Genomic DNA, 12,209 nt, shown 5'->3' with positions numbered 1-12,209 from the left:
TCTCACCAGAATCCGCCATACCACTCTGGAAATATATATCCTTGAATATTGCAGGAAGAATACCATTGTTTACCTGAGTAGTCATTATGTGGAATTTGTTGTGACTTAAGCTAAATCTGAGTTGTAATTGAATGAAATTATTAAGTTATTAAATTAATTAAGTCTCGAACCGCGCATACCTTCATCCATTCCTTTTTGCCAGGATTTACGCAGCAGGTCGGCATTTTCTGCCGTATCACAACTGGCTGGGAATATTTTACCGGACAGACCCCACGCATAGACAAAATCTTCGGTACAGACTTTTTTCTGACCATCAACATAACCGCGCAGGTATTCACTGCGATCAACGTCAGGATCGTTAAAATTATCCGCGAGAGTTTCGTTACTTTTTATTGATACACCATTCATGGCATCTTCTTTGCCGGCGGTAAACCAGCTGGTGCCGGTCCAGGTGGGCTGGAAGGTATAAGGGTTTATTTGACAGCCTGTCAATAATATCGCCAGCAACGCGAGAGCAATTGAACGCATAGTGATTCGCCTTTTCTTCTTTTTCTTCAGCATAGCCTGGCAATGAACAATCAGAGTGTAATTTTATCTTTACGAAATAAGCGGACATTTTTTGCCTGAAAATGCCGCTTGTAAATTAATGTTTACGTATTTTGGATTGAAATCTTTACTTGATGTGATATTGTGTGTTCACCTCATCGAGGAAACCACTATCGCAAACGAGCATTACAGGATCGCCATCATGCAAAAAGACGCGCTGAATAACGTACATATTACCGACGAACAGGTTTTGATCACGCCAGATCAGTTGAAGCTGGAATTCCCGCTGAGTTCTGAACAGGAGGCGCAGATTGAGCACTCCCGCCAGACTATCTCTGACATCATTGCCGGTCGCGATCCGCGTCTGCTGGTGGTGTGCGGGCCATGCTCCATTCACGATCCTGAAACTGCGATTGAATATGCTCGTCGATTTAAAGCATTAGCAGAGGAGGTCAGCGATAGCCTCTACCTGGTCATGCGCGTCTATTTTGAAAAACCTCGTACCACCGTTGGCTGGAAGGGGTTGATTAACGATCCACACATGGATGGCTCGTTTGATGTGGAAGCCGGTCTGAAGATTGCGCGTCGTCTGCTGGTAGAACTGGTGAGCATGGGGCTGCCGCTGGCGACAGAAGCACTCGATCCGAACAGCCCGCAATACCTGGGCGATCTGTTTAGCTGGTCCGCGATTGGTGCTCGCACCACAGAATCACAGACTCACCGCGAGATGGCGTCTGGCCTGTCGATGCCGGTTGGTTTTAAAAATGGGACCGACGGTAGCCTTGCGACAGCGATTAACGCCATGCGCGCTGCGGCGATGCCGCACCGTTTTGTCGGCATCAACCAGGCCGGACAGGTTTGTCTGCTCCAGACCCAGGGCAACCCGGATGGTCACGTTATCCTGCGCGGCGGTAAAGCACCTAACTACAGCCCGGCGGATGTCGCCCAGTGCGAAAAAGAGATGGAACAGGCGGGACTGCGCCCGGCTCTGATGGTAGATTGCAGCCATGGTAATTCCAACAAAGATTACCGTCGCCAGCCTGCGGTAGCGGAATCCGTTGTCGCACAAATCAAAGACGGTAACCGTTCGATTATCGGCCTGATGATTGAGAGTAATATCCACGAGGGTAATCAGTCATCTGAACAGCCGCGTAGCGCAATGAAACACGGTGTCTCAGTAACCGACGCCTGCATCAGCTGGGAAGCGACGGATGCGCTGCTGCGTGAGATCCACAAAGATTTGAACGGCCAGCTGGCGACGCGTCTGGCTTAAGAGGTTAGTTATGGTTGCAGAATTGACCGCACTACGCGATCAAATTGATGAGGTAGATAAGGCGCTGCTGGATTTGCTGGCGCGCCGGATGTCACTGGTTGCCGAAGTCGGGGAAGTGAAAAGTAAATACGGCCTGCCGATTTACGTGCCAGAGCGTGAAGCGTCGATGCTGGCCTCCCGGCGTGATGAGGCGCAGCTCATGGGCGTCTCCCCCGACCTGATTGAAGATGTGCTGCGTCGCGTGATGCGTGAATCCTACTCCAGCGAAAACGATAAGGGCTTTAAAACCCTCTGTCCGTCGCTGCGACCGGTGGTGATCGTTGGCGGCGGCGGCCAGATGGGGCGTCTGTTTGAGAAGATGCTGACGCTTTCGGGTTATCAGGTACGCATTCTTGAAAAAGAGGACTGGGCACGTGCGCCAGAGATGATGGCCGACGCAGGCATGGTTATTGTCAGCGTGCCGATTCATGTAACCGAAGAGATTATCGGCAAACTGCCGTCTCTGCCGGAAGATTGTATTCTGGTAGATCTGGCGTCCGTGAAGAATGGTCCGCTGCAGGCGATGCTGGCGGCCCATAACGGACCGGTACTGGGTTTGCACCCGATGTTCGGCCCGGATAGCGGCAGCCTGGCGAAACAGGTCGTGGTCTACTGCGATGGTCGTCAACCGGAAGCGTATCAGTGGTTCCTGGAACAGATTCAGGTCTGGGGCGCACGTCTGCATCGTATTAGCGCGGTGGAGCACGATCAGAATATGGCGTTCATTCAGGCACTGCGCCACTTTGCGACCTTTGCCTATGGCCTGCATCTGGCGGAAGAGAACGTCCAGCTGGAGCAGTTGCTGGCACTCTCCTCGCCAATTTACCGCCTGGAGCTGGCTATGGTTGGGCGTCTGTTTGCGCAGGATCCGCAGCTGTATGCTGATATCATTATGTCGTCAGAAAATAATCTGGCGCTGATCAAGCGCTACTACCAGCGGTTTGGTGAGGCGATAGCGCTGCTGGAGCAGGGCGATAAGCAGGCCTTTATCGACAGTTTCCGTAAGGTTGAGCACTGGTTCGGGGATTACGCGAAGCGTTTCCAGAGCGAGAGCCGCACCTTATTGCGCCAGGCGAACGATAGTCGCCAGTAATCTGATGATGTATATACTAAAAGCCAGCACTGCTGGCTTTTTTCATTTTGGGGATTTGTCATGGCTGAACCGCAGGTTTTATTCGACTACACCGGGCACTTACCGGAATGCCCGACCTGGAGCGAAAGCGAAAACGCGCTCTATTGGGCCGATATTCTGGAAGGTGAAATTCATCGTTATCACCTCTCTTCGGGTCAACACTCTGTTCTCTCATTTCATGAGGAGGTCGGGTGTTTTGCCTTACGCGAGAAGGGCGGGTTTATCGTCGCGATGCGTAACGCGATCTGGCTGACGGATAAGCACGGCCTGCTCCAGCGAAAAGTCTGCGATAACCCGTCTAATCCTCAACTGGCGCGTTTTAACGACGGCGGCACCGATCATATCGGGCGTTTTTACGCGGGAACATTCTGGGGACCGGGGGATTACAATGGCGCGATGCTGATGCGCATTGATAACGATCTGACGCCGAAAGTCATTCAGTGTGATATCCACGGGCACAACGGCCTGGCCTTTAGTCCGGACAGGCAGTGGATGATGACTTCAGATACGCCGAACCGCGTGATTTACCGTACACCGCTGGACGAAAAGGGCGAGCCGGGTGCCCGCGAAGTGTTCCGCCGCTTCGAACAGGGCGAGGGAATACCGGATGGCGCCGCGATGGATACTGAAGGCTGCTACTGGAGCGCATTGTTTGATGGCTGGCGTATTGCGCGGTTTACTCCGCAGGGGGAACAGCTGGAAGAGTATCGCTTGCCAGTGCGCTGTCCGACGATGGTCTGTTTCGGCGGGGATGATATGAAAACCCTGTTTATCACCACCACGCGTGAAAATATGGATCGTGACGAAGTGACGAAATATCCGCTATCGGGCGCCATCTTCACCCTGCCCGTCAGTGTGGCAGGAATGAAGAAAGGCCCGTTTATTGAGCGTTAAACCGGATCGACCGGGACCACGTTCTCGCCCGGATAACAGCCCAGCACTTTCATCGAACGGGTGATTTCGCCCAGTTCGCGCAGGGCTTTCTGCATGGACGCAGATTTGAGGTTGGCCTGGATATCGAGATAAAACATCTCTTCCCACGGATTGCCGTTGATCGGGCGGGATTCCAGTTTGGTCATAATCAGGTTGTGATTACGTAACACCAGCAGGGCTTCAACCAGCGCACCTGCCTGCTGGCCGGTCGCCATCAGCAGAGTGGTTTTCGCCGGAACTTGCTCGGACACATCAATCGCTTTACGTGCCAGCACCACGAAGCGGGTGATGTTCTGCGTCTGGTTAGCCAGGTTGCGCTCCAGAACCTGCAGGCCATACAGTGCACCGCCGGCTTCACTACCGAGAGCCGCCACGCGCGGAGAGTTGGCCTGCGCCACTTTTTCCATCGCCGCTGAGGTGCTTTCGGTGTACTCAATTTTCCAGTTTGGATAGCGGTTAAGGAACTGGCTGCACTGCTGGAATGGCTGCGGGTGGCTGTATACGGTATCAATTTGATTCAGATCGGTAGAACCTGCGACTAACACGCAGTGATCAATTGGAATGGTCATTTCGCCGACCAGCGACAGGCTGGTGTGCTGAAGAAGATCGTAGACGTCATTAATCGCCCCGGAACTGGTGTTCTCAATCGGCACCACAGCGTAGTCTGCCTGACCGGTTTCAACCTGGTTAAAGATATCGGCGAATTTAGCGCAGCCACTCTCGATAAACTCCTCGAAATGGCGGGCGGCATACTGGCGCGCAGCCAGATGCGAGTAAGAGCCTTTAGGTCCCAAAAATGCAACGCGCGCTGAGTGCGGATTGGTTTTATTCAGATGTTGTTGCAGCAGCGCTTGCTGGGTCAGAACGGAATCTTCAATGATCAACTGGAACAGGCGAGTGATGTAGTGTGCATCGAGGTGATGGGCTTTACCCAGCTGGATCAGGCGCTCCAGCAGATCGCGCTCACGGTCGATATCACGTACCGGGCGGTGGGAGTCCAGCTTGGCTTTACCCACTTCAACGGCTAGCGTGCGGCGTTCAGCCAGCAGCGCCAGTAATTTCTCATCCAGCGCGCTGATTTTTACTCGCAGATCCAGTAACGGGTTTTCCGATGTCATAGCGTTGCCTATTTCGTTTATTGTTATCAATAAAAAAGGCCCCCCGGTGTGGGAGGCCTTGTTGTTCGTCTTCGCATTCTTTATCACACGACGAAACGCCTCCCATTCAGGGGAAGGTAAAAAAGAATGCGAAGAAAAACGGGGTGTGGTTCATGAGTTCATCCTGTTGTTGATACCGTTAAAGTACCCGTACTGTTTTGATGCTGTCAATAAAAAACGCGCCCGGAGGCGCGTTGGCGGTACACTCAATTTAAAGGATTACTCTTCTTCAACTTCTTCGGCATAGCTTGCGTCTTTCACCGAGGTGGTGGCGCGACGGGCTTCGCCTTTGTGTTGCACTTTATTGAGCTGCCGTTCCAGCTTGTTGATCAAATCGTTGATAGCGGTGTACATATCTTCGTGTTTAGCGCTGGCGACCAGATGGCCGTTAGGAGTATTGATAGTTGCGTCAGCGGTAAAACCCTGTGGTTCCTTAGACAGAATGATATGCGGGTTAATCAAATGAGTTTGCCATTTATCCAGTTTGGCGAGACGGTCTGCGACGTGCTGGCGAATTGCCGGAGTAATTTCCATTTGTTTACTGGTAATGTTCATTGTCATAAATTTTACCTCTTGTCTTTCCGTCTTGGTGATTCCAGCATACCTGTCCTAATGTCAAAATGTGTGATCTAAATCACGTTATTTTGTCACTTTTTGTCAAGGAAGCTTTTTTGTGAGGAAAGACAGGAACAGGTGATTTTTACCTTGTCGAACTCAGGAATTGCAGCCATAGTTGATAGGATTCGTCGGCACCAAACCGCTTCAGCGGATGGCGAAATGGATAAAAAAACGGCAGCCCTTGGGCTGCCGTTTTACGTTTGGGAACGATCAGGTATTGCTGCTGTTCGCGGCGATAATCTTCGCCACTTTCTCAGCCTGTGCGTTCATCTGCATCTGGCGGTACGCGTTTTCCATCAGCTTCAAACCATCGCGGGTGGCTTGTGTGTCCGGGTAATCACGCAGCATGCCTTCGACGCGGTTAACCACTGCCACCCATGCGCCACGACGCGTATAGTACTCGGCAACGGAGTACTCATACTTGGACAGACGATCTTTCAGGAACACCAGACGCTTGGTGGCATCGGTGATGTACTGACTGTTCGGGTAGCCGCGCACCAGCTTGGAGAAGTCATTGAATGCGTCACGCGCGTGCTGCGGGTCGCGGTCAGAACGATCAACACCGAAGAAACCTTGCAGAGCACTGTCATCCAGAGCCATGTTGGTCAGGCCGCGCATGTACATGACATAATCAATGTTCGGATGAGTCGGGTTCAGACGGATGAAGCGATCGATGGTAGCCTGAGCCAGCGGCAGATCGGCATTTTTGTAGTAGGCGTAGATGAGATCTAATTGTACCTGTTGGGAATACGGACCAAATGGATAACGATTATCCAGCGCTTCCAGTTGCGTTATCGCCTGTTTCCAGTTACCGTCCTGCAGTTTTTGTTGTGCAGTCGCATAGATTTCATTCGGCGGATTGTCAGGGACCTGTTCATTTGAACCGGAGCAGCCCACCAAAGCCAGGCTCAACGTGGCCGCTGCCACCAGATATTTCATGCGCGTCATGACGTTTTGACTTTCCTCAAATGTTTGTCCGGGAGAATCTCTTTCCTGCTCCCGATTAAGACCAGCTACAATAGCACACTATATTATACGGCAAAGCCGTAAAACCCAACGTTAAACGAAGAAGCAGTCTATGGCACAACGAGTAGAACTCACCGCAACAGTCTCCGAAAATCAGCTCGGTCAACGCTTAGATCAAGCTTTGGCCGAAATGTTCCCTGATTATTCGCGTTCACGCATAAAAGAATGGATTCTTGACCAGCGCGTGTTGGTTAACGGCAAAGTATGGGACAAGCCAAAAGAGAAAGTGTTAGGTGGGGAAGCCGTCGCCATCAATGCTGAAATAGAAGAAGAAGTCCGCTTTGAGGCACAAGAGATCCCGTTAGAAATCGTCTATGAAGATGATGACATTCTGGTGATCAACAAACCGCGCGGCCTGGTCGTGCATCCTGGCGCCGGTAATCCTGACGGCACCGTACTGAATGCGCTGCTTCATTATTATCCGCCGATTGTTGACGTTCCGCGTGCGGGCATCGTTCACCGTCTGGATAAAGACACTACAGGTCTGATGGTGGTCGCGAAAACGGTTCCTGCCCAGACGCGTCTGGTGGAATCGCTGCAGCTGCGTGAAATCACCCGTGAATATGAAGCCGTCGCGATTGGTCATATGACATCTGGCGGCACGGTCGAAGAGCCGATCAGCCGTCACCCGACCAAGCGTACCCATATGTCAGTGCATCCGATGGGGAAACCTGCGGTGACGCACTACCGCATTATGGAACATTTCCGCATTCATACGCGTCTGCGTCTGCGTCTGGAAACCGGCCGTACTCACCAGATTCGTGTGCACATGTCGCACATTACTCATCCGCTGGTGGGCGATCAGGTTTACGGTGGTCGTCCACGTCCGCCGAAAGGCGCGTCGGAAGAATTTATCAGCACTCTGCGTAAATTCGATCGCCAGGCCTTACACGCGACCATGCTGCGTCTCTATCACCCGATTACCGGTATCGAGATGGAATGGCATGCGCCAATTCCTCAGGATATGGTCGATTTGATTGACGCGATGCGTGCGGACTTTGAAGAACATAAGGATAAAGTGGACTGGTTATGACCAAACTGATTGTCCCGGAGTGGCCAATTCCTGAAGGCGTGGCAGCCTGTAGCTCTACCCGCGTTGGTGGCGTCAGTCACGACGCGTGGGCGTCATTAAATCTTGGCGCCCACTGTGGCGATAACCTGGAACATGTCGAAGAGAACCGCAAGCGTATGTTTGCGGCAGGAAATCTGCCATCAAAACCGGTCTGGCTTGAGCAGGTGCACGGCAAAGATGTGTTGAGGCTGACGGGCGAACCCTATGCTTCAAAACGTGCCGACGCCTCTTACAGTAAGACTCCCGGGACAGTCTGTGCCGTGATGACCGCCGATTGTTTGCCTGTTCTGTTTTGTAACCGCGCGGGTACCGAAGTGGCAGCAGCCCATGCTGGCTGGCGCGGGCTGTGTGCGGGCGTACTTGAAGAGACGGTTGCCTGTTTCGACGATCGTCCGGGCAATATTATTGCCTGGCTCGGTCCGGCGATTGGGCCACAGGCCTTTGAAGTCGGGCCTGAGGTGCGTGACGCCTTTATCGACAAAGACTCGCAGGCCGTCAGTGCGTTTCAGCCGAAAGGGGATAAATACCTGGCCGATATCTATCAGCTTGCCCGCCAGCGGCTTGGTAATGTCGGTGTGATGCAAATCTTCGGTGGCGATCGCTGTACCTTCACCGAAAAGGGTGATTTTTTCTCCTATCGTCGCGACAACACGACAGGTCGTATGGCAAGTTTCATTTGGCTGATATAACCTAACGAATCAAGACGATCCGGAACGCGCTGTTTTCTTTTCGTATAATTCAGGTCATTAACCTTGAATAATTGAGGGATGACCTCATTTAATCTCCAGTAGCAAATTTGACCTGTTATGGGAGGAGTTATGCGTCTGGATCGTCTTACTAATAAATTCCAGCTTGCTCTCGCCGATGCTCAGTCTCTCGCACTGGGGCACGACAACCAATTTATCGAACCTCTTCATTTAATGAGCGCCTTGCTGAATCAGGAAGGGGGATCGGTACGTCCTTTACTCACGTCTGCTGGCATTAATGCTGGCGAGCTGCGCACAGCCGTCGATCAGGCGCTGAGTCGTCTGCCACAGGTGGAAGGCACCGGTGGGGATGTTCAGCCGTCTCAGGATCTGGTGCGCGTGCTGAATCTTTGCGACAAGCTGGCGCAAAAACGTGGGGATAACTTTATCTCGTCAGAACTGTTTGTTCTGGCGGCGCTTGAATCACGCGGTACGCTGACCGATCTGCTGAAATCATCCGGTGCGACAACCGCCAATGTGACTCAGGCGATTGAAAAAATGCGTGGAGGTGAAAGCGTGAACGATCAGGGAGCCGAAGACCAACGTCAGGCTTTGAAAAAATATACGGTCGATCTGACTGAGCGTGCGGAGCAAGGCAAGCTCGATCCGGTGATTGGCCGCGACGAAGAAATTCGCCGCACTATTCAGGTATTGCAACGTCGTACCAAAAACAACCCGGTACTGATCGGTGAACCCGGTGTCGGTAAAACCGCTATCGTCGAAGGTCTGGCGCAGCGAATTGTTAACGGCGAAGTGCCGGAAGGGCTGAAAGGCCGTCGCGTGCTGGCCCTGGATATGGGGTCGCTTGTGGCCGGGGCGAAATACCGCGGTGAATTCGAAGAGCGTTTAAAAGGCGTGCTTAACGATCTGGCGAAACAGGAAGGTAATGTCATCCTGTTTATCGACGAACTGCACACCATGGTCGGTGCCGGTAAAGCCGACGGGGCCATGGATGCCGGGAACATGCTGAAACCAGCTCTTGCGCGCGGTGAACTGCACTGTGTCGGTGCGACAACGCTCGATGAGTATCGACAGTACATCGAGAAAGATGCTGCGCTGGAACGTCGATTCCAGAAAGTGTTCGTAGCGGAACCGACGGTGGAAGACACCATTGCTATCTTACGTGGTCTGAAAGAACGGTATGAGCTGCATCACCATGTGCAGATTACTGACCCGGCTATCGTGGCGGCGGCGACACTGTCTCACCGATATATTGCCGACCGACAGCTGCCGGATAAGGCCATCGACCTGATCGATGAGGCGGCGTCCAGCATTCGTATGCAGATTGACTCCAAGCCGGAAGAGTTAGACAGACTCGACCGCAGAATCATTCAGCTCAAGCTTGAACAGCAAGCGCTGAAGAAAGAGTCTGATGAAGCGAGTAAAAAGCGCCTGGATATGCTTAATGAGGAACTGGACGACAAAGAGCGTCAGTATTCTGAATTAGAAGAAGAGTGGAAAGCTGAGAAGGCGTCGCTTTCTGGCACGCAGACGATCAAGGCTGAGCTTGAGCAGGCGAAAATCGCCATTGAGCAGGCGCGCCGCGTGGGCGATCTGGCCCGCATGTCTGAGTTGCAGTACGGCAAAATTCCGGAACTGGAAAAACAGCTGGAGATGGCAACCCAGTCAGAAGGTAAAACCATGCGTCTGCTGCGTAATAAAGTAACGGACGTGGAAATTGCCGATGTGCTGGCGCGCTGGACGGGTATTCCGGTTGCTCGCATGCTGGAAGGGGAGCGCGAAAAACTGCTGCGGATGGAGCATGACCTGCACCACCGTGTGATCGGTCAGGATGAAGCCGTCGAAGCCGTATCAAATGCGATTCGTCGTAGCCGTGCGGGCTTATCGGATCCTAATCGCCCGATTGGTTCGTTCCTGTTCCTTGGGCCGACCGGTGTTGGTAAAACCGAGCTGTGTAAGACACTGGCGAACTTTATGTTCGATAGCGACGACGCGATGGTGCGTATTGATATGTCCGAGTTTATGGAGAAACACTCCGTCTCGCGTCTGGTCGGTGCGCCTCCAGGATATGTCGGCTATGAAGAGGGCGGTTACTTAACTGAAGCCGTACGCCGTCGCCCCTATTCCGTCATCTTATTAGATGAAGTGGAAAAAGCGCATCCGGATGTCTTCAACATTTTGTTGCAGGTTCTGGATGATGGACGTCTGACTGACGGGCAGGGGAGAACGGTCGATTTCCGCAACACTGTGGTGATCATGACCTCGAACCTGGGTTCCGATTTGATTCAGGAACGTTTCGGCGAACTGGATTACGGTCACATGAAGGATCTGGTATTGGGCGTGGTTAGCCAGAGCTTCCGTCCGGAATTCATTAACCGTATAGATGAAGTTGTTGTGTTCCACCCTCTGGGGGAAAAACACATTGCGTCTATTGCCCAGATTCAGTTGCAGCGTTTGTATAAACGTCTTGAGGATCGTGGCTATGAAATCCACATCTCTGACGACGCGCTGAAGCTGCTGAGTGCAAATGGTTACGATCCGGTTTACGGGGCGCGTCCTCTGAAACGTGCTATCCAGCAGCAGATCGAAAACCCGCTGGCGCAGCAAATCCTTTCTGGGGAGCTTGTCCCAGGGAAAGTGATTCGTCTGGAAGTCAACGAAGACAAAATTGTGGCAGTGCAGTAAGTCACAAAACATCAAAAACGAGCCTTTCGGGGCTCGTTTTTGTTTAAAAACCAGGCGAGACTTAGCGTTTGAGGTTTAATTTGCCTGAAAAATGAGCAGTTGGTAATTATTTTCTGATTTAGACTTGCAGCCTCAGAATAACTCCCTATAATGCGCCTCCACTGACACGGAACAACGGCACGCAAGCCGCCGGGACAGCAGGGGTTCAGCGATGAACGCCGACAGCGAAAAGCGAAATTAAACGCTTGACTCTGAATGAGGAAAACGTATTATACGGGACCTCGCAACGGTGAGCGAAAGCCGCGTTGCACTGCTCTTTAACAATTTATCAGACAATCTGTGTGGGCACTCAAAGTGACATGGATTCTAAACGTCGAAAGACGCTAAATGAATACCAAAGTCTCTGAGTGAACATACGTAATTCATTACGAAGTTTAATTCACGAGCATCAAACTTAAATTGAAGAGTTTGATCATGGCTCAGATTGAACGCTGGCGGCAGGCCTAACACATGCAAGTCGAGCGGTAGCACAGAGAGCTTGCTCTCGGGTGACGAGCGGCGGACGGGTGAGTAATGTCTGGGAAACTGCCTGATGGAGGGGGATAACTACTGGAAACGGTAGCTAATACCGCATAACGTCGCAAGACCAAAGAGGGGGACCTTCGGGCCTCTTGCCATCAGATGTGCCCAGATGGGATTAGCTAGTAGGTGGGGTAACGGCTCACCTAGGCGACGATCCCTAGCTGGTCTGAGAGGATGACCAGCCACACTGGAACTGAGACACGGTCCAGACTCCTACGGGAGGCAGCAGTGGGGAATATTGCACAATGGGCGCAAGCCTGATGCAGCCATGCCGCGTGTATGAAGAAGGCCTTCGGGTTGTAAAGTACTTTCAGCGAGGAGGAAGGCATTGAGGTTAATAACCTCAGTGATTGACGTTACTCGCAGAAGAAGCACCGGCTAACTCCGTGCCAGCAGCCGCGGTAATACGGAGGGTGCAAGCGTTAATCGGAATTACTGG

11 protein-coding genes, 1 rRNA gene and 1 other annotated feature are annotated in these 12,209 nt (G+C 52.3%); of the genes, 7 read left to right on the top strand and 5 right to left on the bottom strand.

Annotated elements, in window-relative coordinates:
* Positions 1–153: 153 nt before the first annotated feature.
* Positions 154–528, bottom strand: a complete 375-nt coding sequence (locus tag ABIE11_RS11295) for a DUF2799 domain-containing protein (protein ID WP_429184519.1) — start codon at positions 526–528, stop codon at positions 154–156.
* A 220-nt stretch (positions 529–748) separates the two neighbouring features.
* On the opposite strand from ABIE11_RS11295, the gene aroF reads away from it, so the two are divergent.
* The 3 genes from aroF to ABIE11_RS11280 are packed head-to-tail and all read left to right on the top strand — an operon-like array spanning position 749 to position 3,884.
* The gene (aroF, locus tag ABIE11_RS11290; protein ID WP_102105365.1) at positions 749–1,819 is read left to right on the top strand and encodes a 3-deoxy-7-phosphoheptulonate synthase AroF; all 1,071 of its coding nucleotides are present in this window, start codon (positions 749–751) and stop codon (positions 1,817–1,819) included.
* A gap of 10 nt (positions 1,820–1,829) precedes the next feature.
* Complete coding sequence (gene tyrA / locus ABIE11_RS11285) at positions 1,830–2,951, top strand: bifunctional chorismate mutase/prephenate dehydrogenase (RefSeq protein ID WP_416079692.1); 1,122 nt, start codon at positions 1,830–1,832, stop codon at positions 2,949–2,951.
* Positions 2,952–3,011: 60 nt separating this feature from the next.
* Entirely contained in the window at positions 3,012–3,884 is an 873-nt protein-coding gene (locus tag ABIE11_RS11280) for an SMP-30/gluconolactonase/LRE family protein (protein WP_102105363.1), read from the top strand.
* On the opposite strand, the gene pheA is transcribed toward ABIE11_RS11280, so the two are convergent.
* From pheA to bamD, 4 genes are all read right to left on the bottom strand, one after another.
* Entirely contained in the window at positions 3,881–5,041 is a 1,161-nt protein-coding gene (pheA, locus tag ABIE11_RS11275) for a bifunctional chorismate mutase/prephenate dehydratase (RefSeq protein WP_100779258.1), read from the bottom strand. The genes ABIE11_RS11280 and pheA overlap by 4 nt on opposite strands.
* A 29-nt stretch (positions 5,042–5,070) precedes the next feature.
* Positions 5,071–5,196 (bottom strand) — a sequence feature (Phe leader region).
* Positions 5,148–5,195 carry a pheA operon leader peptide PheL gene (gene pheL, locus ABIE11_RS11270; RefSeq protein ID WP_102105455.1) on the bottom strand — a complete coding sequence of 16 codons (48 nt, stop codon included), beginning with the start codon at positions 5,193–5,195 and terminating at the stop codon, positions 5,148–5,150. It overlaps the preceding feature by 48 nt.
* Before the next feature lie 103 nt (positions 5,197–5,299).
* Positions 5,300–5,641 carry a ribosome-associated translation inhibitor RaiA gene (gene raiA / locus ABIE11_RS11265; RefSeq protein WP_095282963.1) on the bottom strand — a complete coding sequence of 114 codons (342 nt, stop codon included), beginning with the start codon at positions 5,639–5,641 and terminating at the stop codon, positions 5,300–5,302.
* Between the two features lie 267 nt (positions 5,642–5,908).
* Complete coding sequence (gene bamD, locus ABIE11_RS11260; protein WP_100779259.1) at positions 5,909–6,646, bottom strand: outer membrane protein assembly factor BamD; 738 nt, start codon at positions 6,644–6,646, stop codon at positions 5,909–5,911.
* Positions 6,647–6,776: 130 nt separating this feature from the next.
* Here bamD and rluD point away from each other — a divergent pair, with 130 nt between their 5' ends.
* The 4 genes from rluD to ABIE11_RS11240 form a co-directional block, all read left to right on the top strand.
* A complete protein-coding gene (rluD, locus tag ABIE11_RS11255) occupies positions 6,777–7,757 on the top strand; it encodes a 23S rRNA pseudouridine(1911/1915/1917) synthase RluD (protein WP_429184518.1) in 981 nt (326 codons plus the stop codon).
* Positions 7,754–8,485: a purine nucleoside phosphorylase YfiH gene (yfiH, locus tag ABIE11_RS11250; protein WP_429184517.1), complete on the top strand. Its 732-nt coding sequence runs from the start codon at positions 7,754–7,756 to the stop codon at positions 8,483–8,485. The genes rluD and yfiH overlap by 4 nt, the downstream gene beginning before the upstream one ends.
* 129 nt (positions 8,486–8,614) lie before the next feature.
* Entirely contained in the window at positions 8,615–11,188 is a 2,574-nt protein-coding gene (gene clpB / locus ABIE11_RS11245; RefSeq protein ID WP_100779262.1) for an ATP-dependent chaperone ClpB, read from the top strand.
* Between the two features lie 456 nt (positions 11,189–11,644).
* Positions 11,645–12,209: ribosomal RNA gene (locus tag ABIE11_RS11240) — 16S ribosomal RNA — on the top strand; the annotation flags it as partial.

It is taken from the genome of Lelliottia sp. 489 (genome assembly GCF_050435885.1).
In the GTDB taxonomy this organism is placed as follows: domain Bacteria; phylum Pseudomonadota; class Gammaproteobacteria; order Enterobacterales; family Enterobacteriaceae; genus Enterobacter; species Enterobacter nimipressuralis.
This window is presented reverse-complemented; position numbering and strand designations above follow the sequence as displayed.

Coding starts and splice junctions, on each gene's coding strand:
- aroF (WP_102105365.1), top strand. CDS start 749: ATGCAAAAAGACGCGCTGAATAACGTACATATTACCGACGAACAGGTT.
- raiA (WP_095282963.1), bottom strand. CDS start 5,641: ATGACAATGAACATTACCAGTAAACAAATGGAAATTACTCCGGCAATT.
- ABIE11_RS11280 (WP_102105363.1), top strand. CDS start 3,012: ATGGCTGAACCGCAGGTTTTATTCGACTACACCGGGCACTTACCGGAA.
- pheA (WP_100779258.1), bottom strand. CDS start 5,041: ATGACATCGGAAAACCCGTTACTGGATCTGCGAGTAAAAATCAGCGCG.
- bamD (WP_100779259.1), bottom strand. CDS start 6,646: ATGACGCGCATGAAATATCTGGTGGCAGCGGCCACGTTGAGCCTGGCT.
- ABIE11_RS11295 (WP_429184519.1), bottom strand. CDS start 528: ATGCGTTCAATTGCTCTCGCGTTGCTGGCGATATTATTGACAGGCTGT.
- tyrA (WP_416079692.1), top strand. CDS start 1,830: ATGGTTGCAGAATTGACCGCACTACGCGATCAAATTGATGAGGTAGAT.
- rluD (WP_429184518.1), top strand. CDS start 6,777: ATGGCACAACGAGTAGAACTCACCGCAACAGTCTCCGAAAATCAGCTC.
- clpB (WP_100779262.1), top strand. CDS start 8,615: ATGCGTCTGGATCGTCTTACTAATAAATTCCAGCTTGCTCTCGCCGAT.
- yfiH (WP_429184517.1), top strand. CDS start 7,754: ATGACCAAACTGATTGTCCCGGAGTGGCCAATTCCTGAAGGCGTGGCA.